The sequence below is a fragment of the Caulobacter sp. DWP3-1-3b2 genome (assembly GCF_049896325.1).
In the GTDB taxonomy this organism is placed as follows: domain Bacteria; phylum Pseudomonadota; class Alphaproteobacteria; order Caulobacterales; family Caulobacteraceae; genus Caulobacter.
Map to the genome: position 1 here is coordinate 137,258 of NZ_JAFCUB010000007.1, position 23,005 is coordinate 160,262.

A 23,005-nucleotide genomic window follows, 5' to 3' on the forward strand; every position below is an offset into this window, starting at 1 on the left:
GTGTTTCGGCATAGAACCGGACCGTCCTTGAGGAGACGACGATGAGCTTGAACGGCAAGACCCTCTTCATCACCGGCGCCTCGCGCGGCATCGGCCTGGCCATCGCCCTGCGCGCCGCCCGCGACGGCGCCAATATCGTCATCGCCGCCAAGACGGCGGAGGCCCATCCGAAGCTGCCGGGCACCATCTACACCGCCGCCGCGCAGATCGAGGCGGCCGGCGGCCAGGCGCTGCCGCTGGTGGTTGATGTGCGAGAGGAGGCCAGCGTCCAGGCGGCCGTCGACAAGGCGGTCGAGAGCTTCGGCGGTATCGACATCTGCGTGAACAACGCCTCGGCGATCTCGCTCACGGGCACGCTGTCGACCGACATGAAGCGCTACGACCTGATGCACCAGATCAACGGGCGCGGAACGTTCCTGACCTCGAAACTGTGTCTGCCGCACCTGAAGAAGGCGGCCAATCCGCACGTGCTGGCCCTGTCGCCGCCGCTGGACATCAAGCCCCGCTGGTTCGCCCCCCACGTCGCCTACTCCATGGCCAAGTACAATATGAGCCTGTGCATGATGGGCATGGCCGAGGAGTTCCGGGCCGACGGCGTGGCCTTCAACGGCCTGTGGCCGCGCACCGCCATCGCCACCGCCGCCATCCAGTTCGCCTTGACCGGGGAGGAAGGCCTCAAGCACTGCCGCACCGTCGAGATCATGGCCGACGCGGCCCACGCGATGTTCCTGAAGCCGTCGCGAGCGTTCACCGGCCAGTTCGTGATCGACGACACGTTCCTATACGGCGAGGGCGTGCGCGACTTCGATCAGTACCGCGTGGATCCGACCGCCACCCTGATGCCGGACTTCTTCGTGCCGGAGGATAGCCTTCCGCCGCCGGGGGTGGTGATAGGGTAAGGGTCTTGCAATTGGGGACAGGCGCATGCGCCTGTCCCCAGCCCTGGATCAGGGCTTCCGAGCCTTCCGCGCCGCCGCCACCGCGATCGAGCGCCGCGCCCACTCGACCATCAGGTCTGGCTCATCCAACGCTTCGGCGGGCGCCGACCAGTAAGCCATGGAGCTCACGCCGAAGGGCGCGAACTGCGTGCTGCCGGCGGCCGCGAAATCGGGGCCCAGCGTCTCGTCGCCCTTGAAATAGAGGGTGTCGTCGTCGATCAGGGCGAAGAACAGGCCTTGGGCATAGAGGCCGACTCCGCCGAACATCTTTCGCGAGGTCAGCGGCCCGACCGGGGCCAGCTGTTCGAGTACCAAATCCAGATAGTCCGAAGAGACCGCCATGCCCGTATCCATTCGTCCCGCCGTCGAGGCCGACAGCGCCTTGATCCTGCGGTTCATCCGCGATCTCGCCGCCTATGAGAAGCTGCTCGACGATGTGCGGACCACGCAGGACGATATCACGGTGGCGCTGTTTGGCGAAAACCCCAAGGCCTTCTGCGACATCGCCGAGATTGACGGCGCGCCGGTGGGCTTTGCCTTGTGGTTCTACAACTTCTCGACCTTCGTCGGCCGGCACGGAATCTATCTGGAAGACCTGTTCGTGCTGCCCGAAGCGCGGGGCAGCGGGGCGGGCAAGGCATTGTTGGCGGGGCTGGCGCGGCGCTGCCTGGACGAGAAGCTCGGCCGACTGGAATGGGCCGTGCTCGACTGGAACGCCCCGTCGATCGCTTTCTATGACAGCCTGGGCGCGGCCGCGATGAACGAGTGGATCGTGCGACGGATGACGGGCGAGGCGTTGGCGAGGTTGGCTGCGGCCTAGGCGAGGAACGGGGACAGGCACATGTGCCTGTCCCCGTTCCTCGCACAGCCTAATCCAGCCGGTCCGCCTTGCGCAGTTCCGGGAACATCTTGGCCCACGCGCCCGTGACGATCAGGGCCCCGACGCCGCCGAACACCGCCGCGCCGACCGGGCCCAGGAACCGCGCCGCGACGCCGCTCTCGAACTCGCCCAGTTCGTTGGAGGCGCTGATGAACAGGCCCGAGACGGCGGCGACCCTGCCGCGCATCGGATCTGGGGTGACCAGTTGCACCAGGGTCTGGCGGATATAGACCGAGACCATGTCGGCCGCGCCCAGCACCGTCAGGGCGCCGACCGACAGCCAGACATATTTCGATAGCCCGAAGACCACGGTCGCGGCGCCGAACACCGCCACGGCGCCAAACATCAGCAGGCCCGCTCGGCGGCGGATCGTGTGGCTGGCCAGGATCACCGCCACCAGCGTCGCGCCCACGGCGGGGGCGGCGCGCAGCACGCCAAAGCCCTCGGCCCCCACATGCAGCACATCACGGGCGAACACCGGCAGCAGGGCCGTGGCCCCGCCGAGCAATACCGCGAACAAATCCAGCGAGATCGAGCCGAAGACGATCTTGTTGCGCCAGGTATAGACCAGGCCTTCCTTGATCAGCGCCCAGCGCGAGCCCGGCTGGGTCACGGGCTTGGTCTTGGCCTTGATGCCCAGCAGCAGCAGGCCGCCCAGCAGGAACAGCACGACCGAAGCCCCGAACGCCGTGGCCGCCGAGATGGCGCATAGCAGGCCGCCCAAGGCCGGGCCAATGATCGAGGCGCTCTGCCAGGACAACGAGTTCCAGGCGATGGCGCGCGGCAACAGCGGGCGCGGCACCAGCATCGGCCCCATGGCGCTGGACGCCGGGGACAAGAAGGCGCGGCCGGCGCCGAACAGCACGGCGATGGCGAAGATCGGCCACAGCGTCGTGTGTCCCGACCAGGCCAGGAAGCCCAGGGCTGCGGCGCAGACGATGTCGACGCCGATGGCCGCAGTCATGATCATCTTGCGATCATGGCGGTCGGCGGTCTCTCCGGCGGTCAGCGCTAGAAAGAACAGCGGGATGAACTGGGCCAGGCCTACCATGCCCAGCAAGAAGGCCCCCTGGCCCTCATTGTGTCCGGTCTCGCGGGCCAGGGTGTAGACCTGCCAGCCGATTGTCACCCCCTGGATCTGCACCGCGAGGGTGGCGGTGAACCGCGCGCCCCAGAAGAACACGAAGTCGCTCTGCTTGAGCAGCGCGCGCATCGAGGTTTCCGGCGCCTCGAGGGCGGACGGGATGGAATCTGCGTCGGGGGGGAGGTCGGTCATCGGGGGCGGACCATGTCCTCAGGCCCGCGTCGCCGCAATCGCGTTTCTCTTATGCGGCCGTTGAATTATTTGACCCAGCGCGCCCTAGGCCGTATTTCGCGCCCTCCTGATGGAGGGGCGCGTCATGCGACGCCAGCGAAGAACCCGCGCCGCGCGGACCGGAGTCCGCGTCTGAGCCCCCCGGATGCGACCGTCTCGGCCGCGTCACGATCCGGGGCTATGCCCCTTTTCGTGTTCTGGATCGTTTAGCGCCCATGTCGTCTTCCGCCGTCGCGCCTTCGTCGCCCTATCCCAGCCTTCTCAACGAGCTGCCCGAGCACGCCCGCGCCGTCGAGGTGCTGGTCGATCGCGCCTTCGGACCCGGCCGCTTCGCCAAGTCGTCGGAGCGCCTACGCGAGGGCAATCGCAAGCTGGACGACTGTTCCTTCGTGGCCTTGGACGAAGGTCGGGTGATCGGCAGCGTGCGCCTCTGGCCGGTCATGGTGGGCGACAAGCCCGTCGCCTTCCTCGGCCCGCTGGCGGTGGACGCCACCGCGCGCAGCCACGGCCTGGGTCAGGCCCTCGTCGAAGCCGCCTGCGCCGCCGCCGCGCGAGCCGGCTGGCGCGCGGTGCTGCTGGTCGGCGACGCCCCCTATTTCGCGCGGATCGGCTTTTCGGCAGGACCGGCGGCGAGGGTGACCATGCCGGGGCCGGCCGATCAGCGCCGGGTGCTGGTGAAGGCCTTGGTCGAGGGCGGAGATTCGGGCTTGGTGGGACCTATCCGCGTCGCTTGAGTTACGGCTGGCGACAGGCGCATGCGCCTGTCGCCATATCGTGCGCTCGTGCTTGAGTGTGGGCGCCGCATGCCCTACCTGAAGCCCATGACTGTCGATCCCACCCCCTCTGGCCTCGCAGGCGTCACCGCCGCCGCCCAGGCGGCGAAGGGGCGCGCGGGCGAGCGCGGCCTGCCGCCTGTGCATCTGTGGCATCCTGAGCATTGCGGCGAGATCGACATCCGCATCCGCAAGGACGGCGTCTGGTTTCACGAGGGGTCGCCGATCGGCCGCGAGGCTCTGGTGCGGCTGTTCTCGACCGTGCTGCGGCTGGATCCCGACGGCTATCACTTGGTCACCCCTGTCGAGAAGCTGAAGATCCAGGTCGAGGACGCGCCGTTCATGGCCACGCGGGTCGATGCTGAAAACGGCGTGCTGCGCTTCGAGACCAATGTCGGTGACCTGGTCGAGGCCGGCCCCGACAACGCCATCCGCGTCGAGACCGATACGGCCACTGGCGAGCCGCGGCCCTATGTCCACGTGCGGCGCGGCCTGGAGGCTCTGATCGCGCGGCCTGTGTTCTATGAGCTGGTCGAACTGGCTGCGGAGCGCGACACGCCGGAGGGGCCGCGCCTGGGTGTGACCTCAAACGGCGCCTGGTTCCCAATGGCCCCGGCCGGGGCGCACCGAGGATGACCCTGTCCAGGGACGCGCGGCGCGCCTGGATCGCCAGCAAGTTGGACCCGATCGACGGCTACGATCCCAGCCTCGACGCCGCGCGTTCGGACTACGATCTCAATCCCGGCATGCGGCCCGACAATCCCCACGCCCTGCGCCCCGCCGCCGTGCTGGTGGGGCTGGTCGAGCGTGAGGCGGGGATGACCGTCCTGCTGACCCGCCGGTCCGATACTCTGCGAAGCCACACCGGCCAGATCGCCTTTCCCGGGGGCCGTTGCGATCCAGGCGAGACGCCGTGGGAGACCGCCCTGCGCGAGGCCCAGGAAGAGGTGAACCTAGACCCGTCCTGCGTTACCCTGGCGGGTCTGCTGCACGGCTACCGCACGGTGACGGGCTTCCACGTCACGCCGGTGGTCGGCTTCATCGATCCCGCCGCCACCTTCGTCGCCAGTCCCGACGAGGTGGCCGATGTGTTCGAGACGCCGTTCGCCTTCCTGATGGACTCTCAGAACCATCAACGTCAGCATCGCGACCTGCCGGACGGCGAGCGCCGATTCTTCTATGCGATGCCGTGGAATGAGCGTTTCATCTGGGGAGCGACCGCCGGCATGCTGCGCGCGCTCTACGAGCGGCTGCATGGCGAAGACCCCGTCGGCTGAGCGGGTGCTCTTGGTGCGGCATCGATCAACAGCTTGATCGATGTCCGGGGCTTGCCGGTTTGAAATAATCGTTTGAAATGCCGGACCCCGCTGGGCGGGGGCGTTTTGTGCACCTGGGGAAGTGGCGTGAGTACAGAATCGATAGGCGTGCCGCCGTGGATGGCGCTGCCGGAGACCCAGGCGGTGATCGCGGCGCTGGAGGCTCGCGGCTTTCCCGGCTGCGCGCGTTTCGTTGGCGGCTGCGTGCGCAACACCTTGATGGGCAAGCCCATCGACGACATCGACATCGCCACCACCCTGACCCCGGACCTGGTGATCGAGGCCCTGCAGGAGGCCGGCCTGAAGGTCATCCCCACCGGCGTCGACCATGGCACGGTAACGGCGATTTCCAAGGGTCGGCCCTATGAGATCACCACCCTGCGCCGCGATGTCTCGACCGACGGCCGCAGGGCGGTCGTGTCTTTCACCCAGGACTGGGACCAAGACGCCGAGCGCCGCGATTTCCGCTTCAACGCCCTCTATGCCGACCTGAACGGCCGGCTCTATGATCCGACCGGCGAGGGCGTGAACGACGCGCTCGAAGGGCGGGTGGTGTTCGTGGGCGACCCGATGACCCGGATCCGCGAGGACTATCTGCGCATCTTGCGGTTCTTCCGCTTCCACGCCTGGTATGGCAAGGGCGACGCCGACCAGAAGGCCCTGGCCGCCTGCAAGGCGCTGAAGGGCATGGTCGAGGGCCGCGCCGCCGAGCGCACCCAGAAGGAGCTGCTGAAGCTGCTGGCGGCCGAAGATCCGCGCTCGGCCCTGCGACTGATGGCGGCGACCAGCGTGCTGTCGTCGATCCTGCCTTTCGTGAAGTCGCTGGCCCGTTTCGAGGGGCTGATGACCATCGAGACCGAGCAACTGTTCGAGAACGACCCCGAGCTGCGCCTGGCCGCCCTGATTCCCGACGACCCCAAGATCGCCGCCCAGATGGCCGAGCGGCTGCGGCTGTCCAACAGCCTGAAGGAGCGGCTGATCGAGGCGGTCGGCACGTCTCCGCGCATCGTCTCTTGGATGGGCCCGCGCGAGACGCGTCGGGCGGTCTATGCCCTGGGCGTCAAGACCTTCAGCGACCGGGTCAAGCTGGCCTGGGCCGGGGCCGGCCGCACCGCCACCACGCCGCAATGGCGCGGCCTGTTGGCGTTGGGCGAGACCTGGACGCCGCCGGCCTTTCCGCTGACCGGCGAGGAGATCCTGAAGTCTGGTGTGCCCAAGGGCCCGATGGTCGGTGAGGTGATGCGCGAGGTCGAAATCTGGTGGATCGACCAGGACTTCATCGAGGACAAGTTTTCGGCCATCGAGCGGCTGAAGGCCGTCGCGCAGGGGATGGTGTTTTAGAGACCTTACGTCCTTCACGGTTGTATATCGACTGAAGCGTCCTGGAGACTCGCCCATGAAGATCGGCCTGCTCGAAACCGGCGAACCGCCCGAGGCGCTGCAGCCTGAGTTCGGGCGCTATGGCGGCATGTTCCAGGACCTGCTGGGTCCTGGCCACGACTACGTCACCTATGATGTCCAGGCCGGTGAACTGCCGGCCGATCCGGATGAGTGCGACGCCTATATCGTCACCGGTTCAGCGGCCGGGGTCTATGACGATCTGCCCTGGATCGCGCCGCTGAAGGCTTTCCTGATCAAGGCCCAGGCCCGGCCGCTGGTCGGGGTGTGTTTCGGCCACCAGATCATGGCCGAGGCGTTCGGCGGCAGGGTCGTGAAGTCGGACAAGGGCTGGGGCGTCGGCCTGCACGCCTACGAGGTGACCGAGGCCTTGCCCTGGATGGACTTGGAACAAGACCCGGCCCGCGTCGCCGTGTCGGCGTCGCATCAGGATCAGGTGGTCGAGATCCCGCCGACGGCCCGTGTCGTGGCTGGCAGCGCCTTCACCCCGGCCGGGATTTTGGTCTATGAGGATCGTCCCGCTATCTCGATGCAGTTTCACCCAGAGTTCGACCCCGCCTATGCCATCGCCCTGATCGAGGCCCGTCGCGGCAGCCGCTATACCGACGCCGAGGCCGACGCGGCGATCGCGTCCCTGCAAGGCTATAACGACCGCGCGCGGATGGCCGACTGGATCGAATCTTTCCTGTCGCAGGCAACCTAAGCCTTAGCTTGACCGTTCCCGATGAAACGGGGGAGATCAGATCATGCGCGCCGTCACAGCCCTGCTTGTTGTTGGTTGCGCCCTGACCGGCGGCGCCCTGCTCTCCACGGTGTGGGCCGCCGCGCCCGCTACGCCGACGCCGCTCCCGGCCGAGACCCTGAAGAGCCCCGCCGAGTTCGTGTCGATCCAGGATCCCGCCGCCCGTTCGGTCGCCCTGTTCACCGAGGCCGGCAAGGTGATCAACAGCCCGCGCTGCATGAACTGCCACCCGGTCCAGCGCGCCCCAACCCAGGGCGATGACCGGCATCCGCACAATCCGCCCATGGTCGCCGGTCAGGCGGGCCACGGCCCGGTCGGCATGCCCTGCAGCGCATGCCACGGTCCCGCCAACGTTCCGACCTGGGGCCAGGACGTCAAGTCGATCCCCGGCGATCCGAAATGGGCCCTGGCGCCGGTCGAGATGGCCTGGCAGGGCAAGTCGCTCGGCGCGATCTGCGCCCAGATCAGGGACCCGTCGCGCAATGGCGGCCGGGGCTTGGCGCAACTGCACGACCACATGGCCAACGACCACCTGGTCGGCTGGGCCTGGAACCCAGGCGCGGGCCGGGTTCCGGCGCCGGGCACGCAGGCGAGGTTCGGCGAACTGGTGCAGGCCTGGATCGGTACCGGGGCGAAGTGCCCGGCGGCGTGACCTGACCCCTCTCCCGCAAAGGGAGAAGGACCCTGTCACGGCCACTTCACCTCGGGCGGCATGGAGCTGAGGATCGACTCCACATTGCCGCCGGTCTTTAGTCCGAACATCGTGCCGCGGTCGTAGAGCAGGTTGAACTCGACATAGCGGCCGCGCTGCACCAGTTGCTGCTCGCGCTCCTGCGCCGTCCAGGCCTCGCCCATCCGGCGGCGGACCAGCTCAGGATAGATCCCCAGGAACGCCTTGCCGACGTCCTGGGTGAAGGCGAAGTCCTTGGACCAGTCGCCGCTGTCGTGGTGGTCGTAGAAGATGCCGCCGATCCCGCGCGGTTCGTTGCGGTGGGGCAGAAAGAAGTATTCGTCGCACCAGGCCTTGTACTTGGCGTGCCAGGTCGGGTCGTGGGCGTCGCAGGCGCGCTGATAGGCGGCGTGGAAGTCGATGGCGTCGGGGAAGTCCTGTTGCCGCTGGTAGTCGAGCAGGGGCGTCAGGTCGCCGCCGCCGCCGAACCAGCTTTTGCTGGTGGCGATGAAGCGGGTGTTCATGTGGACGGCCGGCACGCGCGGGCTGCGCATGTGGGCGATCAGGCTGACGCCGGTGGCGAAGAAGCGCGGGTCCTCCTCGGCGCCGGGCATGTTTTTCGCCATTTCCGGGGTGAAAACGCCGTGCACTGTAGAGACATGCACCCCGACCTTCTCGAACAGGCGCCCGTGCATCATCGACATCACCCCACCGCCGCCGGCCTCGCGGTCCCACGGCTTGCGGACGAAGCGGCCGGCGTCGCCGGGATAGAACCCGGCGGGGGCCTCGTCCTCGAGCCGCTCGAACGCGGCGCAGATCTGGTCGCGCAGGCTTTCGAACCAGGCGCGGGCGGTGGCTTTCTTGCGGTCGAGGTCGAGCGTGTCGGTCATGGCGGCGGCTTAAGGGTTTCCGCCGGCCCGCGCAAATCCGGCGGCCCGCGTAAGGGCTTGTGCCTAGCCGGCCGCTAGAGAATTTTTCGAGCGAAGTGGTTCCGGTTCGCGTGAAGAAAAATGCGTCAAAACAAAAGATCAGAGCTCACGGCCTGACGCAGTCAGGTCGGGAAATGCCCTAGTCCCCCGCGAACCCGCCGGTCTGCCGCAGCGCCTCGCCCAGGGCCATGGCCGCCGCCGTCGCCAGGTTCATCGACCGGGCCTCGGGCCGCAAGGGAATCGTCAGCCGCGCGAAGGCCGCGTCATGCACCTCCGGCGGCGCGCCGTGGCTCTCATTGCCAAACAACAGGGTATCGCCTGCCTGAAAGGTGAACTTGTGGAAGGGCGCGGTCGCCTTCGTCGTGAACAGCAGCAGCCGGCCCTTGCGACGTTCCGACGCAGCCATGAAGGCCGCCCACGATGCGTGACGCATCATGTGGGTCAGCGGACCATAGTCGAGGGCCGCGCGCCTCAAGCTCTTGTCGTCCAACGGGAAACTGCACGGTTCGATGACGTCCAGGCCCACGCCGAGGCAGGCGCCCAATCTGATCGCCGCGCCGACGTTCTGAGGAATGCCGGGTTGAAAAAGCGCGAGCCGCATTCTAAGCGAACCACCATAGAGCTAGCAGTGACATTTGCGGCGAATCGAAAGGGCTTGCGGACTTCGTCCGCGCGTCCGATAGGACGATCCGCTTTTGCCATTTGTGGCGAAGACCCGCTCGCGGGTCTAGATAGTACGCGCCGACAGGCGTTTCTCCAGGCCGGGCCGTTTTGGCGGCGCGGCGGCATCGAAGGGTGACTTGGGTGGCCGACACCGCCGTGGGCGCAAAGACTGATCCGGCGCATGGGGAAGACCCCAGCCGCCGGGATTTCATTTACATCGCGACGATCGCGGTCGCCGCCGGCGGCGCGGCCTCGCTCGCCATACCGTTCATCGACCAGATGAACCCGTCGGCCGACACCCTGGCCCTGGCTTCGATCGAATTCGATCTGAGCAAGGTCGCGGTCGGTCAGCAGGTGACGGTGAAGTGGCGGGGCAAGCCCCTGTTCGTCCGTAACCGCACGGCGGCCGAGATCGCCGCGGCGGTCAAGGACGACCAAGCGTCGTTGAAGGACCCCCAGACCGACGCCGACCGGGTCAAGCCCGGCAAGGCCAACTGGCTGGTCCTGATCGGCAGCTGCACCCATCTGGGTTGCGTTCCGACCTTCGGCGGCGGCGCTTACGGCGGCTGGTTCTGCCCGTGCCACGGCTCGGTGTACGACACATCGGGTCGCATCCGTCAGGGTCCTGCTCCGAAGAACCTCGCGGTTCCGGACTACACCTTCCTATCCGACACCAAGGTCAAGATCGGCTAAGAGACGATGAGCGGACATTCGACCTACGAACCCAAGACCGGTATCGAGCGCTGGCTCGACGCCCGTCTGCCGATCGTGCGCCTGGGCTACGACAGCTTCGTCGACTACCCAACGCCGCGAAACCTCAACTACTGGTACACGTTCGGCGGCATTCTCTCGCTGTGCCTGGCGTCCCAGTTGATCAGCGGCATCATCCTGGCGATGCACTACAACCCCGGCGCGGACCACGCCTTCGCCTCCGTCGAGCACATCATGCGCGACGTGAACTACGGCTGGCTGATCCGCTACATGCACGCCAACGGGGCGTCGATGTTCTTCATCGCCGTCTATATCCACATGCTGCGCGGCCTCTATTACGGGTCGTACAAAGCCCCCCGCGAAGTGCTGTGGATCCTGGGCTGCGTGATCTATCTGCTGATGATGGCCACGGCCTTCATGGGCTACGTGCTGCCCTGGGGCCAGATGAGCTTCCACGGCGCCGTCGTGATCACCAACCTGTTCGGCGCCCTGCCGCTGGTCGGTCCGGCGATCACCACCTGGCTGTGGGGCGGTTTCGCCGTCGACAGCCCGACCCTGAACCGCTTCTTCTCGCTGCACTACCTGCTGCCCTTCATGATCGCCGGCGTGGTGATCCTGCACGTCTGGGCCTTGCACGTGGTGGGCCAGAACAACCCGACCGGCGTCGATCCCAAGTCGAAGGCCGATGTCCTGCCCTTCACGCCGTACGCGACGGTGAAGGACGGCTTCGCGATGAGCCTGTTCCTGCTCCTCTTCGCCTTCTTCGTCTTCTACATGCCCAACGCCCTGGGACACGCCGACAACTACATCCCGGCCAACCCGCTGGTGACGCCCGCCCACATCGTTCCGGAATGGTATTTCCTGCCGTTCTACGCGATCCTGCGCGCCGTTCCCGACAAGCTGTTCGGCGTGCTGGCCATGTTCGGCGCCATCGCCTGTCTGTTCGCCCTGCCCTGGCTGGACACCTCCAAGGTGCGCTCGATGCGCTACCGGCCGACCGCCAGGATCCACTTCTTCATCTTCGTGGTGGCGTGCTGCATCCTGGGCCTCTGCGGCGCCAAGCTGCCGTCGGAGCCGGTCATCCCGGGCCTGACGACATTCAACCTGGTGGACGCCGACCTGAACAGCTTTGTCTGGCTGTCGCGTCTGGCGGCGTCCTATTATTTCGCTTTCTTCCTGGCGATCCTCCCCCTGCTCGGCTTGTTCGAAAAGACCTTGCCGGTGCCGGATTCCATCGCCTCCCCCGCCCTGTCGCATCCGGCCACTATTCCGGCCGCAGCGACCGCCGCGCCTGAAATGAAGGGCTGACTTCGATGCTGCGCAAACTTTCCGTCATCGCAGCGGTCGCGGGTCTCCTGACGGCCGGCCTCGCGGGCCCCGCCCTGGCCAGCGGTCACGCGCTGCCGGCCAAGGAGGTCAAGTGGTCCTTCGACGGCCCGCTGGGCAAGTTCGACCAGGCCCAGCTGCAACGCGGCTACAAGGTGTATCGCGAGGTCTGCTCGGCCTGCCACGCGATGAGCCTGGTCAGCTTCCGTAACCTCGGCGACAAGGGTGGCCCGTTCTACGACGAGAAATACTCGGCCAAACACGGCAAGACCTCGAACGACAACCCCAAGGTCAAGGCGATCGCCAAGGAGTACGAGGTCGCCGACATCGACTCCGAGACCGGCGATGCCATCAAGCGTCCAGCCACCCCGGCCGACCACTTCGTCTCGCCCTTCGCCAACGAGGCCGCGGCCCGCGCCAGCAACGGCGGCGCGCTGCCGCCGGACATGTCGCTGCTGGCCAAGGCTCGTGAAGAAGGCCCCAACCACATCTATTCGATCCTGACCGGCTATGCGGCGCCGCCGGCCGGCCTGAAGATCGGCGACAACCAGCACTACAACAAGTACATGGCGGGCGACCTGACCTCCTATTGGTCGGGCAGCCACGAGCATGTGCCGCCGGGCGGCTTCATCGCCATGGCCCCGCCGCTGAAGGCCAACCAGGTCACCTTCGACGATGGCACGCCGGCCACCCTCGACCAGGAAGCCAAGGACGTCTCGGCCTTCTTGATGTGGGCCGCCGAGCCAAAGCTGGACGAGCGCAAGCAGACCGGCTTTGCCGTGATGATCTATCTGCTGCTGTTCTCGGGCCTGCTCTATGCCAGCTACCGTAAGGTCTGGAAGAACGAGTCGCACTGATCGCGACCAAGGCTTTCGAGGAATTCAGGGCCCGGCGGAAACGCCGGGCCCTTTTTCTTGGATGGTCTGGGGCGCGGCAAGCGCCGGGTTAAGCCAAAGGCGCGACGCCTTGGGATCGAAGATCAGGCGATAGGCCGACAGCACCGTCGCGCCGATGGCGCCGACCACGCCATCGGGAAGCTCGCCCGCCACCACGGCTGGAACGTTCTGGCGCAGCACGCCGTCCAGCGACAGTCCGCGCAGCGTCCCCGCAGGCTTCTGCCGGGGCGCGTCGGCCGCGCCTCGGGCCCGCACGCCGCCGGCCGAGGCGGTGTCCAGGGCGAACGGGCCAGAGACGCCGCGCAGGCCGTCGGAGGCCGCCGCCAGCACCGTCGGGGTCCCGCCGACCATCGTCACCTTCAAGCCGCGGCCGGAGGGGCGCGGCGGGGCGTCGCGCGACCGCAGCTCCAACCGGCACGGGGCGAAGTCCAGGATCATCAGGTAACGGTCAAGAACGTCGGCCCCGATGACACCGGTGATCGGGGTGGAAAAGCCGACGCTGCGGTAGTCGAGGTCGCGCACTGTCACAGCCGTCGCTGCGGTACGCTGGCCAGCGACGCTCACCGGAAGGCTCAGGGCGGTGTCGGAAAAGCCCGCCGTCTGGGCGGCGGTCTCGTGCAGCAGGGTGCGGGGCGCCGACAGGTCGATGACGAAATCGCCGCTGACCCCGCCGATCGCGGCGGGGGCGACCACGGCGCCGTTTTCGAACCAACAGGCCGTTGTCCCGGCGACGGCGCGACCGCTGCTCGCCGCCAACAGACTCAGGACCAGCACGGGGATCGGGTGGCGCATGACCCGATCCTAGCCAAGCTTTTGTCGTCCGGCGACAGGTGACGTCTCGGCTTCCCTAATGTGACTATGGACATAGAAAGCTCTGTGATGCAGAGTTATCTGCAAGTTCGTCATTCCAAGCCTAGGAGGCCATCGTGCGTCTGTTTTCCGCCCTGATACCGATCGTGATCCTGACGACCTGCGCCGGTGTCGGCCAAGCCCAGACCCCGCCCGATCCCGCCGCTCGGATCGCCGAGCAAAAGGCCGCCATGAAGGCCCTGGCCTGGATGGACGGCGTCTGGCGCGGTCCGGCGGTCGCCACCGGCGCGGGCGGTCGCAAGATCGAGCTCACCCAGACCGAACGCAGCGGTCCGTTGCTGGACGGCGTGTTGCACGTGGTCGAGGGCCGTGGCTACAACGCCGACGGCACGACCGGCTTCAACGCGTTCGGCGTGATCTCCTATGATCCCGCCAAGGGCTACAGCATGCGCTCCTACGCCATGGGCCAGGCCGGCGACTTCCCCATGACCCTGACGCCGACTGGCGCAGTCTGGACTATCCCTGCCGGGCCGGCGACCCTGCGCTATACGATCACCGCCCAGAACGGCGTCTGGCACGAGGTTGGTGAACGCGTGGTCGAGGGCCAGCCGCCGACGCCGTTCTTCGAGATGACCCTGAAGCGTATCGGCGACAGCGCATGGCCATCAGCCGGGGCGATCGCGCCGAGCTAGGCCTCGCCTTTCGCCCCACCGACCCGCTGGAACAGCTGCAACGTCCGGAGCATGGCCAGCTTGGCGCTGTCGGCATGGTGGCCGCTCGGGGCGACGAAGGCGTGACCGGCGTCGTACAGCCAGACCGGCAGGTCGGGATGGGCGGCCTCGATCGAAGCGACGTCGGCCAGCGGGATCAGCGCGTCGGTCTTGCCGAAATGCAGGATGGTTGGGACCCTCGGCGTCTCCTCGACATAGGCGACAATGTCGCCGCCGTAGAAGCACGCGACCGCTTTCAGCCCCTGGCAGCGGCTGGCCGCGAGCCAGGCGGTCGTGCCGCCGTAGCAGAAGCCCAGGGCGAAGACCGGGCCAGCCGCTGAGAGAGCGTCGATCGCCGCCTGCACGCGAGGCAGGGTCGCAGCGCCCCAACCGCTGGCCTCGCCCATCGCCATGCGGGCCTCGAGAGCTTGTGGGTCAAGATCGGCGACGGGGAAGGGGATTTCGGGGCCGTCGAGCAGGCAAGGCGCGATGACCTCATAGCCCTGGTCGGCCAGGCCGTCGGACAGCTCGCGGATATGAGGCGTGACACCCCAGATGACGTGCAGGATCACCAACCCCCCGCGCCGCGCGTCGCCGGGCGGAGCGTGATAGGCGGCGAAGGGCTCTCCGCTGGCCGTCACCAGGCTGATGCGCCCGCCGGCCATGCTCAGGCCGCGCCGTGGGCCTGGAAGAGGGCCAGGGTTCGCGCCCGGGCCATCTGGGCGTCGTCGAGGTCGGCGTCGGGTCGGCCGTCGTTGTTGAAGCCGTGGCCGCTGTTCTCGTAGATGTAGATGGGCACGTCGGGATGGGCGTCTTCAACCGCCGCCTTGACGGCGTCGGCGGGGATATGGCCGTCCTTGCGGCCCAGGTGGACGATCACCGGGCAAGTCAGGGGTAGGGCGGCGTTGGCCGCGACCATGCTGCCGTAATAGCTCGACCCCGCCGCCAGACCGGTCAGCTTGCTCGCCGCCAGCCAGACCAGCGAGCCACCCAGGCAATAGCCGACCGCGAAGACCGGGCCGCGCGGGGCCAGGTCGTCGATACAGGCCTGGATGTCCGACAGCATCTTCTCCAGGCCGATGGACTGGACGTGGCCGATCCCGATCGGGAAGGCCGCCGGCTCATGCTCGGCAACGTAACCGGGTTCCGCGCGGTCGAAGATCGACGGCGCGAGCACTTCGAAGCCCAGCTGGGCCCAGCGCGCCACGTCGGCCAGCACATATTCGTCCAAGCCGAAGATCTCCTGGATCACTACGATCCCGCCCTTGCGCGGCCCCTGCGGCGCGGCCTGGGCGGCGGTGAAGGCGAAGCCGTCGAGAGCTGAGGTGAAGGTGAAGGTGACGGTGTCGGTCATGGGACGCTCAAGCGAAGGGTTGATACGGAAACGGCCGGATGTGAGCCCGGCCGCTGGTGGTTCTAGACGTTGAACCTAAAGTGCATCACGTCGCCGTCCTTGACGATGTAGTCCTTGCCCTCGGCCTTCATCTTGCCGGCCTCCTTGGCGCCGTTTTCGCCGCCCAAGGCGACGAAGTCCTCGTAGGCGATGGTCTCGGCGCGAATGTAGCCCTTCTCGAAGTCGGTGTGGATGACGCCGGCCGCCTGGGGGCCGGTATCGCCCACATGGATGGTCCAGGCGCGGGCTTCCTTGGGGCCGACCGTGAAATAGGTCTGCAGGTCCAGCAGGGTGTAGGCCTCGCGGATCAGCCGGTTCAGGCCGGGTTCTTCCAGGCCCAGGGTCTCCAGGAACTCGGCGCGTTCATCGGCGTCGAGCAGGGCGATCTCGCTTTCGATCTGGGCCGAGATCACCACCGACTTGGCGTTGTCCTGGGCGGCGCGGGTGGCCACCAGGTCGGAATAGCCATTGCCCTTGTCGGCGCTACCTTCATCGACATTGCAGACATAGAGGGCCGGCAGGGCGGTCAGCAGTTGCAGCATGTGCCAGGCCTTCTGGTCGTCCTCGTCGATCGTGGCGGCGCGAGCCGGCCGGCCGGCCCGCAGCAGGTCCAGGGCGATGGTCGCCAGGCGCAGGGTGTTGGCGCTTTCCTTGTCGGCGCCGACCTTGGCGCGCTTCTCCAGGGCGGGAACGCGCTTTTCCAGGCTCTCCAGGTCGGCCAGCATCAGCTCCATCTCGACGATCTCGAGATCGCTGAGCGGGTCGATGCGGCCCTCCACATGGACAATGTCGCCGTCCTCGAAGCAGCGGGCGACGAAGGCCACGGCGTCGCAGTCGCGGATGTTGGCCAGGAACTGGTTGCCGAGGCCTTCGCCCTTGCTGGCGCCGCGCACCAGGCCGGCGATATCGACGAAGGTGATCCGGGCCGGGATGATCTCCTTGGAGCCGGCGATCTTGGCCAAGGCGTCCAGGCGCGGCTCCGGCACCGCCACTTCGCCGGTGTTGGGCTCGATCGTGCAGAACGGATAGTTGGCGGCCTGGGCCTGGGCGGTTTGCGTCAAGGCGTTGAACAGGGTGGACTTGCCGACATTGGGCAGGCCGACGATGGCGACTTTAAGGGCCATGGATCTCTCGTGAATTTCGTTGGCGCGCGCTTAGCACGGATCGGCGGGGAAGTCCCCTTCGGTGCGTGAGGCTTCATCCACTTGGCCCCGCGAAGCGGTCAGGTCGGGGCAAGGGGTGTCTCTTGCTGGTCCACGACGCGCCCAGTTCGAGGTGGGCTAGCGCGCCGGTCTCGAACACAAGGCTTGCGAGTGTTACTCTGTATGTCGGCGGGCGTGTGATGATTTGGCGCCGGCGGAAGAAGACGCCGCAGAGGTAGCTTGAGCGTCTTAAAAAGTTCTGTCAAAATTCCGACATAATAAAGCGTCGAGCAAATTATTTGGTCGAAACATGACGCGGGCCGATTTTAGTGATTAGATACTTTTCACCGCTTCACCGCCATTCCGGGCGAGCGACCCGGCCCGGGTATCCGATGAGTCAGGGCCTAGCTTCCACCTACACCTATGTCGCCTCCAGTCTCGATGGGCGGGCGTCTTTCCTTGACCTGAAGGTCATGGCAGACTCCCACGAGATGACCCGCCACGCCCAACGGCTGCTGGCCGATCATCGCAGCTGCGACAAGGTCGAGGTCTGGGCTGACAGCGTCTGCGTGGCCGTGGTAGCGCGCCAGCCGGATGACGCGACCGCGCCATCCGGCTGGCGCTCTCAACCCAGAGCATTTTTCGAGCGGAGTGGTTCCGGTTCGCGTGAAGAAAAATGCGTCAAAACAGAAGATTAGAGCTCACGGGCTGACGCAGTCAGGTCGGGAAATGCTCTAGGCCTTGTCGACGACGTGGGTGGTCGGGCGGTCGTCGCCGGCCGACAGCTCCTCGTGCCACCGCCCCTTGGCGTCCTCGTAGACGATGCCCGTATCGTTCTCGTCGGTGAGTTGTTGTTCACTGGCCACGCGTTGGGCGGTTTTCAGGGCCGCCTCGTGGGTCGGGAAGGTCTCGGAGAACACGTCGCCCAACTTGTAGGCCCAGCCGCCGTCGTGTTCGACGATGGTGTAGGTGATGTCGGTCATGGGCGGACTCCGTGGTCTGGGGCGGGATTAGGGGCAGGGGAACGGCGGGGAGGAGAGCACGGTTCCGGGACGGCGTCTTGCGACGGGTTCCGAACCTTCACCGTTGCACCGCGTTTAGAAAGCTACAGCCTAGCTCTGGAGTTCCCATGATCCCTGTTCCCGCGCGCGCCGCCCTGCTGCTGACCGGCCTGCTCGCCGTGGCGGCCTGTTCGCCGAAGACCGAGCCAACGACCGCCCGGTCCGCGCCCGAGGCGACCCGCGGGGTCGGGGCCGAGGTGCTGGTCTATCAATGCGACAACGGCCAGACGTTGCGGGCCAGCTATCCCGACCGCGACACGGCCCTGGTCGAATATCAGGGCCGCTCGCGCATCCTGAAGAGCGCCCGCGCGGCCAGTGGCGCGCGCTATGTCGGCGACAGCCTGCAGTGGTGGACGCAAGGGTTGGCGCGCGGCGCCGTGGCGCCCCTGGCGATGGGCGAGGACCTGGCCTCGGCGGTCAGTGTCAACTGCGCGGTCGTTTCGCCGCCGGCCGTCACCGCTCCGTCGGCCCAGCCGCCTTTGGCGGTGACGGAGCCGGCGCCGATCGCCGCCGTGACCCCGCCCTCGCCGGTTCCGGTGGTGACGCACGCGCCTACGCCGCTCGCAGAGTCGCTGATCCAGCCGTCGCGTGACCTGGGCGGCGTGCTGCCGCTCAAGCACGGGATCTTCGTGGCGTCCGGCGCCTCGTGCGGTTCACCGCCCAACGCCGCTCTGCGCCGCTATGACGGTGTGGGCCTCAGCGGGGCTCATACGCGCGCCTGCCGGGCCAAGGTGCTGTCCCATCGCGGCAAGGCCTATGAGGTGGATCAGTCGTGTCTCGACGCCGGCTCAGGCCCCGCCAAGCGCACGAGCGAACGCCAGACGATCGTGATCGAGAACAACCTGAACTTCGTCCTGCGCCGCAAGGCCGGCGAGCAGCGCTTCAAATACTGCGCGGCCTCGCTGCTGCCGGCTGGGGTGAAGTAAAATCCTTCTCCCCTTGCGGGAGAAGGTGGCGGCCAAGGGCCGACGGATGAGGGGCCTCTCGAACGGAACCGCCGCGACCGGCCTTTCGGCTGATCGCGGCGGTTCTGGTCTTCAACCCCTCATCCGACCCGCTGCGCGGGCCACCTTCTCCCGCAAGGGGAGAAGAAGATCACGCCACCTTCACCCGCGCCGCGCTCTCCGGGAGGTCCGTCCCGAACGCCCGCTGGAAGAACTCGGCCACGGTCGGGCGCTCCAGCTCATCGCACTTGTTGAGGAAGGTCAGGCGGAACGCCAGGCCGATGTCGCGGTCGAAGATGTCGGCGTTCTGGGCCCAGGTGATGACGGTGCGGGGGCTCATGACCGTGCTGATGTCGCCGTTCATGAAGGCGTTGCGGGTCATGTCGGCGACGCGGACCATGGCGGCCAGGGTGCGCTTGCCGTCCGGATTGTCATAGGACGGGTTCTTGGCCAGAACGATGTCGGCCTCGACGTCGTGGTCGAGATAGTTGAGCGTCGTGACGATGCTCCAGCGGTCCATCTGGCCCTGGTTGATCTGCTGGGTGCCGTGATAGAGCCCCGTGGTGTCGCCCAGACCGATAGTGTTGGTCGTGGCAAACAGCCGGAAATAGGGGTTGGCGCGGATGACCCGGTTCTGGTCGAGCAGGGTCAGCTTGCCGCCGGCCTCCAGCACGCGCTGGATGACGAACATCACATCCGGGCGACCAGCGTCATATTCGTCGAACACCAAGGCGATCGGGCGCTGCAAGGCCCAGGGCAGAATTCCCTCGCGGAACTCGGTGATCTGCTTGCCTTCCTTCAGGACGATGGCGTCCTTGCCGACCAGATCGATGCGCGAGACGTGGCTGTCGAGATTGACCCGCACCAGCGGCCAGTTCAGCCGGGCGGCGATCTGCTCGATGTGGGTGCTCTTGCCGGTGCCGTGATAGCCCTGGACCATCACCCGGCGATCATGGGCGAAGCCCGCGCAGACGGCCTTGGTCGTCTGAGGATCGAACCGGTAGGCGGCGTCGATCTCCGGGACGTGGCTGTCCTTGTGGCTGAAGTACGGAACCTTCATGTCGCTGTCGACGCCGAACGCGTCGCGCAGCGTGACCCACTTGTCGGGGGCCAGGGTGATCAGGGGATCGGCGGCGTGGGCGTCGGTCAGGTCGGGCATGCGTTTCCGATACCGCCTTGACGTGGGGGAGGGGAAGGGGCGAGGCGGTTTCAAAGCCCAAAAAAAAGCAAGCACCCCGGATGGCGGGGGCCATCCGGGGTGCTCGGCTCGCACCCGCGAGGGTCTTAGTGGTTGGCGATGATCACCGAGGCGATCAGGCCGGTGGCGACGGCCGTCAGCAGGAAGCGGTCGTTCACCTGCTGCCAGCGATAGCCGCGGGGCGGGGCGCGCAGGCCATGACGGCGATAGTCGCTCACATAGTAGCGGTTATCGCGGTAGCGGGCGTCCAGGCGCTGGCCGCGCTGCCAGCGGCGGGCGTCGTGGCGGCCGTCCTTGCGACCCTCGCGATAGGCGTGACGTTCGTCGCGACGGTCATCGCGACGGTCATCGCGACGGTCGTAGCGGCTATCGTGACGGTCATCGTGACGTTGCTCGTAGCGATGGTCGTCGTAACGTTGCTGGCCGGCGGCCATGGCGGTCCCCGACAGGGCCGTGCCGGCCAGCAGGGTGGCGGCCAGGGTAGAAATGATCAGACGCTTCATGGTGAGGTCCTTTCCTGGAGTGTGTGTCGGTCCGACACCGCCGAACCTCCTCTTCGCAGCTTCGACGCTAGCGAAGGTGATTTGGACCTGGGATGAACGGCGCTAGTCAGGATTGGTTCATGTTGGCTTGGCCGGGTTCGGCTGGCGCCGATTCGAGTTTGGAGCGTTCCCTTGCCCATGAGATTCCCCATGCAGCGCTTGTCCGACCTTCGACCGCACCGAAGCCTTGCCCGGCTGATCGAGGCCGCCAAGGGCGAATTGGGCGTCGTGCTGGCCCTGCTGGTGCTGGCCGGGGGCATGCTGGCGGCGCTGCGCCTGTCCGAAGAGGTCGGCGAGGGCGACACGCGGGTGTTCGACCTGCGCGTGCTCCAGGCCTTGCGGGCTGGCGATCCCCACATCCTGATCGGACCCAAGTGGCTGCATATCGCCGCCGCCGACATCACCGCCCTGGGGTCGGTGACGGTGCTGGGCCTGTTCGTGCTGCTGGCGCTGGGCCTGCTGCTCAGCCTGCGCCGCTGGAGCGCTGCGCTGGTGCTGCTGACGGGCGCGGTCGGCGGGGTCGAGATTAGCCAGGCGCTGAAATATGCCTTCCTGCGCGAGCGGCCGGACCTGGTCTACCGCGCGGTGGAGGCCTCCAATCCCAGCTATCCGTCCGGCCACGCCATGCTGTCGGCCGTGGTGTTCCTGACCTTGGGCACCCTGGCGGCGCGGTTTTCGACCAGGCGTCGGGTCAAGGTGATGGCGATCGGCTCCGCAGTGCTGGTCAGCCTGCTGGTGGGCACCTCGCGGATCTATCTGGGCGTCCACTGGACCAGCGACGTTCTGGCCGGCTGGAGCATGGGCGCGGCCTGGGCCATGACCTGCTGGCTGGCGGCCTGGGCCTGGGAGCGGCGGGTGGGTCGGCGCCTGGATGGGTCGCTGGAGCGGGGCGAGCCGATTTCCTGACCTCAGGCCGGACCAGCCTGGGCGAAGGCCTCCGGGGAAGACGCCTTGCCTTACCCCGTCATCCCCGATTTCTGCAGGGTCTTGTAAGCCTTGATCACCCGTTGGAGCTTGTGCTCGGCGCTGCGGTCGCCGCCGTTCATGTCGGGGTGGCAGCGCTTGAGGAGGTCCTTGTAGGCGGCGCGGATGGCCGGGCCGTCGGCGCCGGCCTCCAGGTCGAGGTCAGCCAGGGCCTGGCGTTCCAGCTTGCCAAGGTTACGGCTGACGGTGGCGGACTCGGCCTTGCGCTTCTCGGCGCGGAACAGGCCGAAGGGGTCGGCGATGTGGCGGGCGTCGCGGGCGGCGGCGGCGGCGGCCTCGCGCGAGCCCCGGTCGGCCTTCATCGACCAGGTCGGTCGGCCGCCGGTCATCTTCTCCAGCTCCTGCTGCGAGCGAATCTGCCCCTCGCTCATGCCGGCGTAGAAGTTCCAGTTCTTGTTATATTCGGCCGCATGCTTGAGGCAGAAATTATAATAGGCGCCCGGCATGTCGCGCGACTTGGGCGCCTTGGAGGTGGCGGCCAGGCTGCACTCGGGGTGATCGCAACGCACTTCGCCCGGTTTCAGGGCGAAGACGTCGTTCTCCCGCGCCTTCTCCTCGGCCGTTTTCGGCGGGCGGACACGGATGTCAAAAAACTTGGGGCGATATTCAAACTCGGCGCTCATGGCGCCTAGAGTAAGCCGGAGCTATTTCTGTTCAAGGATTGACATGCAAGGAAGACGCTCATGGGCGCAGTCGCAGACACCATCGCCGCGAAATTGACCACCGCTTTCGCCCCCACGCGGCTGGAAGTGGTGGACGATAGCGATCGCCACCACGGTCACGCCGGCCACCGGGAAGGCGGGGAGAGCCATTTCAACCTCGTGATCGAGGCGGAAGCCTTTGCCGGCAAGGGCCGCGTGATCCGCCAGCGGCTGATTCACCAGGCCCTGGCCGACGAATTGGCAGGGCCCGTCCACGCCCTTTCGATTGTCGCCAGGGCGCCCGGAGAGGCCTGACGCCTGCCCGCGAGAACAGGCTTGCGCGACAGCCCCGCGACTGATTGCCTCTCCGCCCGGCGCGGCCTGCCGGAGAGGCAGATTCTTGGCATGAGCGCGCGTGAAATTCCTATTTCTGAGGATGACCTGGCGGCGAGCCTGCCGGCTTTGCTGGGAAAGGCCTATGCCCGATACTCGAACTTCACGGTCGCCGCAGCGGTGATCGACGCGGACGGGATCGCCCATCTTGGGGTCAATGTCGAGAACGCCGCCTATCCCTCGGGCACCTGCGCCGAGCAGGTGGCGATCGGGGCGATGGTCACGGCCGGCGGGCGCGGGATCGCCACGGTGCTGATCGCCTCTGGCTCAAACGCCGTGGTCCAGCCCTGCGGGGCCTGCCGTCAGCGCATCGCCGAATTCGCGACCGAGTCGTGCGAGATCGTCTCGGTGCAGGACGGCCGGACCACGCGCCGGACGCCGTTCTGGAGCCTGTTGCCCGATTCGTTCGGGCCTCGCGATCTGGATTAGGTCCTACGAAATTGTCGTCTCGGACTACGGACTAGAGCATTTTTCGAGCGAAGTGGTTCCGGTTCGCGTGAAGAAAAATGCTCTAGGGTCAAAACCCAATCAAGGTATTGATTGAGCATTCTTGCTGTGATTCACTCTTTGGAACGGAGGTGGATCATGGCTGGAGAGTTCTGGTTATCGGATCGGCAGTGGGCGGCAATC

At 66.9% G+C, this 23,005-nt stretch carries 29 protein-coding genes and 1 pseudogene; 18 read left to right on the plus strand and 12 right to left on the minus strand.

All coding sequences use genetic code 11. The features are described 5' to 3' along the window. Nucleotides 1–41: 41 nt before the first annotated feature. On the plus strand, nt 42–899 hold the full coding sequence (locus ACP7AG_RS07745) for an SDR family oxidoreductase (RefSeq protein WP_426014348.1): 858 nt from the start codon (nt 42–44) through the stop codon (nt 897–899). Nucleotides 900–947: 48 nt separating this feature from the next. Here the strand turns inward: ACP7AG_RS07745 and ACP7AG_RS07750 are convergent, their stop codons facing one another. Beyond that, the gene (locus ACP7AG_RS07750; protein WP_426030387.1) at nt 948–1,280 is read right to left on the minus strand and encodes a TfoX/Sxy family protein; all 333 of its coding nucleotides are present in this window, start codon (nt 1,278–1,280) and stop codon (nt 948–950) included. Here ACP7AG_RS07750 and ACP7AG_RS07755 point away from each other — a divergent pair. Next, entirely contained in the window at nt 1,279–1,758 is a 480-nt protein-coding gene (locus ACP7AG_RS07755; protein ID WP_426014351.1) for a GNAT family N-acetyltransferase, read from the plus strand. The two genes, ACP7AG_RS07750 and ACP7AG_RS07755, sit on opposite strands and share 2 nt — an antisense overlap. A gap of 49 nt (nt 1,759–1,807) precedes the next feature. Here ACP7AG_RS07755 and ACP7AG_RS07760 read toward each other — a convergent pair whose 3' ends face one another. Beyond that, complete coding sequence (locus ACP7AG_RS07760; protein WP_426030388.1) at nt 1,808–3,094, minus strand: MFS transporter; 1,287 nt, start codon at nt 3,092–3,094, stop codon at nt 1,808–1,810. Between the two features lie 254 nt (nt 3,095–3,348). On the opposite strand from ACP7AG_RS07760, the gene ACP7AG_RS07765 reads away from it, so the two are divergent. The 6 genes from ACP7AG_RS07765 to ACP7AG_RS07790 all read left to right on the plus strand — a co-directional run bounded on the left by ACP7AG_RS07765 (nt 3,349) and on the right by ACP7AG_RS07790 (nt 8,014). Further along, entirely contained in the window at nt 3,349–3,867 is a 519-nt protein-coding gene (locus ACP7AG_RS07765) for a GNAT family N-acetyltransferase (protein WP_426030389.1), read from the plus strand. Nucleotides 3,868–3,954: 87 nt separating this feature from the next. After that, the gene (locus ACP7AG_RS07770; RefSeq protein WP_426014737.1) at nt 3,955–4,542 is read left to right on the plus strand and encodes a DUF1285 domain-containing protein; all 588 of its coding nucleotides are present in this window, start codon (nt 3,955–3,957) and stop codon (nt 4,540–4,542) included. Between the two features lie 2 nt (nt 4,543–4,544). Continuing rightward, on the plus strand, nt 4,545–5,183 hold the full coding sequence (locus ACP7AG_RS07775) for a CoA pyrophosphatase (RefSeq protein ID WP_426014739.1): 639 nt from the start codon (nt 4,545–4,547) through the stop codon (nt 5,181–5,183). 126 nt (nt 5,184–5,309) lie between these two features. Continuing rightward, on the plus strand, nt 5,310–6,563 hold the full coding sequence (locus tag ACP7AG_RS07780; RefSeq protein ID WP_426014356.1) for a CCA tRNA nucleotidyltransferase: 1,254 nt from the start codon (nt 5,310–5,312) through the stop codon (nt 6,561–6,563). Nucleotides 6,564–6,618: 55 nt separating this feature from the next. Then, nucleotides 6,619–7,323, plus strand: a complete 705-nt coding sequence (locus tag ACP7AG_RS07785; RefSeq protein WP_426030390.1) for a type 1 glutamine amidotransferase — start codon at nt 6,619–6,621, stop codon at nt 7,321–7,323. 43 nt (nt 7,324–7,366) lie between these two features. Next, entirely contained in the window at nt 7,367–8,014 is a 648-nt protein-coding gene (locus ACP7AG_RS07790) for an Isoquinoline 1-oxidoreductase subunit (protein ID WP_426030391.1), read from the plus strand. Between the two features lie 35 nt (nt 8,015–8,049). On the opposite strand, the gene hemF is transcribed toward ACP7AG_RS07790, so the two are convergent. Together hemF and ACP7AG_RS07800 are read right to left on the minus strand one after the other, a co-directional pair. Further along, on the minus strand, nt 8,050–8,922 hold the full coding sequence (gene hemF / locus ACP7AG_RS07795; RefSeq protein WP_426030392.1) for an oxygen-dependent coproporphyrinogen oxidase: 873 nt from the start codon (nt 8,920–8,922) through the stop codon (nt 8,050–8,052). A gap of 178 nt (nt 8,923–9,100) precedes the next feature. After that, on the minus strand, nt 9,101–9,562 hold the full coding sequence (locus tag ACP7AG_RS07800) for a tRNA (cytidine(34)-2'-O)-methyltransferase (protein WP_426030393.1): 462 nt from the start codon (nt 9,560–9,562) through the stop codon (nt 9,101–9,103). A gap of 203 nt (nt 9,563–9,765) precedes the next feature. Here ACP7AG_RS07800 and petA point away from each other — a divergent pair, with 203 nt between their 5' ends. From petA to ACP7AG_RS07815, 3 genes are read left to right on the plus strand one after another with little or no spacing between them, the layout of a single operon-like run. Next, entirely contained in the window at nt 9,766–10,317 is a 552-nt protein-coding gene (gene petA / locus ACP7AG_RS07805) for a ubiquinol-cytochrome c reductase iron-sulfur subunit (protein ID WP_426030394.1), read from the plus strand. A gap of 6 nt (nt 10,318–10,323) precedes the next feature. Next, the gene (locus ACP7AG_RS07810; RefSeq protein ID WP_426030396.1) at nt 10,324–11,643 is read left to right on the plus strand and encodes a cytochrome b; all 1,320 of its coding nucleotides are present in this window, start codon (nt 10,324–10,326) and stop codon (nt 11,641–11,643) included. A gap of 5 nt (nt 11,644–11,648) precedes the next feature. Next, the gene (locus tag ACP7AG_RS07815) at nt 11,649–12,518 is read left to right on the plus strand and encodes a cytochrome c1 (RefSeq protein ID WP_426030398.1); all 870 of its coding nucleotides are present in this window, start codon (nt 11,649–11,651) and stop codon (nt 12,516–12,518) included. Between the two features lie 24 nt (nt 12,519–12,542). Here ACP7AG_RS07815 and ACP7AG_RS07820 read toward each other — a convergent pair whose 3' ends face one another. After that, on the minus strand, nt 12,543–13,349 hold the full coding sequence (locus ACP7AG_RS07820; RefSeq protein ID WP_426030399.1) for a hypothetical protein: 807 nt from the start codon (nt 13,347–13,349) through the stop codon (nt 12,543–12,545). 134 nt (nt 13,350–13,483) lie between these two features. Here ACP7AG_RS07820 and ACP7AG_RS07825 point away from each other — a divergent pair, with 134 nt between their 5' ends. Beyond that, nucleotides 13,484–14,059: a DUF1579 domain-containing protein gene (locus ACP7AG_RS07825; RefSeq protein ID WP_426030400.1), complete on the plus strand. Its 576-nt coding sequence runs from the start codon at nt 13,484–13,486 to the stop codon at nt 14,057–14,059. Here ACP7AG_RS07825 and ACP7AG_RS07830 read toward each other — a convergent pair. From ACP7AG_RS07830 to ychF, 3 genes are all read right to left on the minus strand, one after another. After that, complete coding sequence (locus ACP7AG_RS07830) at nt 14,056–14,742, minus strand: dienelactone hydrolase family protein (RefSeq protein ID WP_426030401.1); 687 nt, start codon at nt 14,740–14,742, stop codon at nt 14,056–14,058. The genes ACP7AG_RS07825 and ACP7AG_RS07830 overlap by 4 nt on opposite strands. 2 nt (nt 14,743–14,744) lie before the next feature. After that, on the minus strand, nt 14,745–15,431 hold the full coding sequence (locus ACP7AG_RS07835) for a dienelactone hydrolase family protein (RefSeq protein WP_426030402.1): 687 nt from the start codon (nt 15,429–15,431) through the stop codon (nt 14,745–14,747). A gap of 62 nt (nt 15,432–15,493) precedes the next feature. Continuing rightward, a complete protein-coding gene (ychF, locus tag ACP7AG_RS07840; protein ID WP_426014377.1) occupies nt 15,494–16,594 on the minus strand; it encodes a redox-regulated ATPase YchF in 1,101 nt (366 codons plus the stop codon). Between the two features lie 410 nt (nt 16,595–17,004). On the opposite strand from ychF, the gene ACP7AG_RS07845 reads away from it, so the two are divergent. Beyond that, nucleotides 17,005–17,310, plus strand: coding sequence for a hypothetical protein (locus ACP7AG_RS07845; RefSeq protein ID WP_426030403.1), 306 nt, complete (start codon nt 17,005–17,007; stop codon nt 17,308–17,310). Nucleotides 17,311–17,346: 36 nt separating this feature from the next. On the opposite strand, the gene ACP7AG_RS07850 is transcribed toward ACP7AG_RS07845, so the two are convergent. Further along, nucleotides 17,347–17,595 carry a DUF2188 domain-containing protein gene (locus ACP7AG_RS07850; RefSeq protein ID WP_426030405.1) on the minus strand — a complete coding sequence of 83 codons (249 nt, stop codon included), beginning with the start codon at nt 17,593–17,595 and terminating at the stop codon, nt 17,347–17,349. Between the two features lie 146 nt (nt 17,596–17,741). Here ACP7AG_RS07850 and ACP7AG_RS07855 point away from each other — a divergent pair, with 146 nt between their 5' ends. Continuing rightward, on the plus strand, nt 17,742–18,599 hold the full coding sequence (locus ACP7AG_RS07855; RefSeq protein WP_426030406.1) for an MliC family protein: 858 nt from the start codon (nt 17,742–17,744) through the stop codon (nt 18,597–18,599). Nucleotide 18,600: 1 nt separating this feature from the next. Next, nucleotides 18,601–18,763, plus strand: a pseudogene (locus ACP7AG_RS07860) (hypothetical protein); the annotation flags it as partial. Nucleotides 18,764–18,768: 5 nt separating this feature from the next. Here the strand turns inward: ACP7AG_RS07860 and cobS are convergent. Next, nucleotides 18,769–19,776 carry a cobaltochelatase subunit CobS gene (gene cobS, locus ACP7AG_RS07865; RefSeq protein ID WP_426030407.1) on the minus strand — a complete coding sequence of 336 codons (1,008 nt, stop codon included), beginning with the start codon at nt 19,774–19,776 and terminating at the stop codon, nt 18,769–18,771. 125 nt (nt 19,777–19,901) lie between these two features. Further along, nucleotides 19,902–20,318, minus strand: coding sequence for an RcnB family protein (locus tag ACP7AG_RS07870; protein ID WP_426014386.1), 417 nt, complete (start codon nt 20,316–20,318; stop codon nt 19,902–19,904). A gap of 189 nt (nt 20,319–20,507) precedes the next feature. Here ACP7AG_RS07870 and ACP7AG_RS07875 point away from each other — a divergent pair, with 189 nt between their 5' ends. Further along, entirely contained in the window at nt 20,508–21,263 is a 756-nt protein-coding gene (locus tag ACP7AG_RS07875; RefSeq protein WP_426030408.1) for a phosphatase PAP2 family protein, read from the plus strand. Between the two features lie 50 nt (nt 21,264–21,313). Here the strand turns inward: ACP7AG_RS07875 and ACP7AG_RS07880 are convergent, their stop codons facing one another. Continuing rightward, a complete protein-coding gene (locus ACP7AG_RS07880) occupies nt 21,314–21,964 on the minus strand; it encodes a J domain-containing protein (RefSeq protein WP_426014391.1) in 651 nt (216 codons plus the stop codon). 60 nt (nt 21,965–22,024) lie between these two features. On the opposite strand from ACP7AG_RS07880, the gene ACP7AG_RS07885 reads away from it, so the two are divergent. Then, entirely contained in the window at nt 22,025–22,297 is a 273-nt protein-coding gene (locus tag ACP7AG_RS07885; protein WP_426014393.1) for a BolA family protein, read from the plus strand. 90 nt (nt 22,298–22,387) lie between these two features. Further along, nucleotides 22,388–22,804, plus strand: coding sequence for a cytidine deaminase (gene cdd, locus ACP7AG_RS07890; RefSeq protein WP_426030409.1), 417 nt, complete (start codon nt 22,388–22,390; stop codon nt 22,802–22,804). Nucleotides 22,805–23,005 lie beyond the last annotated feature (201 nt).

Coding starts and splice junctions, on each gene's coding strand:
- ACP7AG_RS07745 (WP_426014348.1), top strand. CDS start 42: ATGAGCTTGAACGGCAAGACCCTCTTCATCACCGGCGCCTCGCGCGGC.
- ACP7AG_RS07755 (WP_426014351.1), top strand. CDS start 1,279: ATGCCCGTATCCATTCGTCCCGCCGTCGAGGCCGACAGCGCCTTGATC.
- ACP7AG_RS07750 (WP_426030387.1), bottom strand. CDS start 1,280: ATGGCGGTCTCTTCGGACTATCTGGATTTGGTACTCGAACAGCTGGCC.
- ACP7AG_RS07760 (WP_426030388.1), bottom strand. CDS start 3,094: ATGACCGACCTCCCCCCCGACGCAGATTCCATCCCGTCCGCCCTCGAG.
- ACP7AG_RS07765 (WP_426030389.1), top strand. CDS start 3,349: ATGTCGTCTTCCGCCGTCGCGCCTTCGTCGCCCTATCCCAGCCTTCTC.
- ACP7AG_RS07770 (WP_426014737.1), top strand. CDS start 3,955: ATGACTGTCGATCCCACCCCCTCTGGCCTCGCAGGCGTCACCGCCGCC.
- ACP7AG_RS07785 (WP_426030390.1), top strand. CDS start 6,619: ATGAAGATCGGCCTGCTCGAAACCGGCGAACCGCCCGAGGCGCTGCAG.
- ACP7AG_RS07790 (WP_426030391.1), top strand. CDS start 7,367: ATGCGCGCCGTCACAGCCCTGCTTGTTGTTGGTTGCGCCCTGACCGGC.
- hemF (WP_426030392.1), bottom strand. CDS start 8,922: ATGACCGACACGCTCGACCTCGACCGCAAGAAAGCCACCGCCCGCGCC.
- ACP7AG_RS07800 (WP_426030393.1), bottom strand. CDS start 9,562: ATGCGGCTCGCGCTTTTTCAACCCGGCATTCCTCAGAACGTCGGCGCG.
- ACP7AG_RS07810 (WP_426030396.1), top strand. CDS start 10,324: ATGAGCGGACATTCGACCTACGAACCCAAGACCGGTATCGAGCGCTGG.
- ACP7AG_RS07815 (WP_426030398.1), top strand. CDS start 11,649: ATGCTGCGCAAACTTTCCGTCATCGCAGCGGTCGCGGGTCTCCTGACG.
- ACP7AG_RS07820 (WP_426030399.1), bottom strand. CDS start 13,349: ATGCGCCACCCGATCCCCGTGCTGGTCCTGAGTCTGTTGGCGGCGAGC.
- ACP7AG_RS07830 (WP_426030401.1), bottom strand. CDS start 14,742: ATGGCCGGCGGGCGCATCAGCCTGGTGACGGCCAGCGGAGAGCCCTTC.
- ACP7AG_RS07835 (WP_426030402.1), bottom strand. CDS start 15,431: ATGACCGACACCGTCACCTTCACCTTCACCTCAGCTCTCGACGGCTTC.
- ychF (WP_426014377.1), bottom strand. CDS start 16,594: ATGGCCCTTAAAGTCGCCATCGTCGGCCTGCCCAATGTCGGCAAGTCC.
- ACP7AG_RS07845 (WP_426030403.1), top strand. CDS start 17,005: ATGAGTCAGGGCCTAGCTTCCACCTACACCTATGTCGCCTCCAGTCTC.
- ACP7AG_RS07850 (WP_426030405.1), bottom strand. CDS start 17,595: ATGACCGACATCACCTACACCATCGTCGAACACGACGGCGGCTGGGCC.
- ACP7AG_RS07855 (WP_426030406.1), top strand. CDS start 17,742: ATGATCCCTGTTCCCGCGCGCGCCGCCCTGCTGCTGACCGGCCTGCTC.
- cobS (WP_426030407.1), bottom strand. CDS start 19,776: ATGCCCGACCTGACCGACGCCCACGCCGCCGATCCCCTGATCACCCTG.
- ACP7AG_RS07870 (WP_426014386.1), bottom strand. CDS start 20,318: ATGAAGCGTCTGATCATTTCTACCCTGGCCGCCACCCTGCTGGCCGGC.
- ACP7AG_RS07875 (WP_426030408.1), top strand. CDS start 20,508: ATGCAGCGCTTGTCCGACCTTCGACCGCACCGAAGCCTTGCCCGGCTG.
- ACP7AG_RS07880 (WP_426014391.1), bottom strand. CDS start 21,964: ATGAGCGCCGAGTTTGAATATCGCCCCAAGTTTTTTGACATCCGTGTC.
- ACP7AG_RS07885 (WP_426014393.1), top strand. CDS start 22,025: ATGGGCGCAGTCGCAGACACCATCGCCGCGAAATTGACCACCGCTTTC.
- cdd (WP_426030409.1), top strand. CDS start 22,388: ATGAGCGCGCGTGAAATTCCTATTTCTGAGGATGACCTGGCGGCGAGC.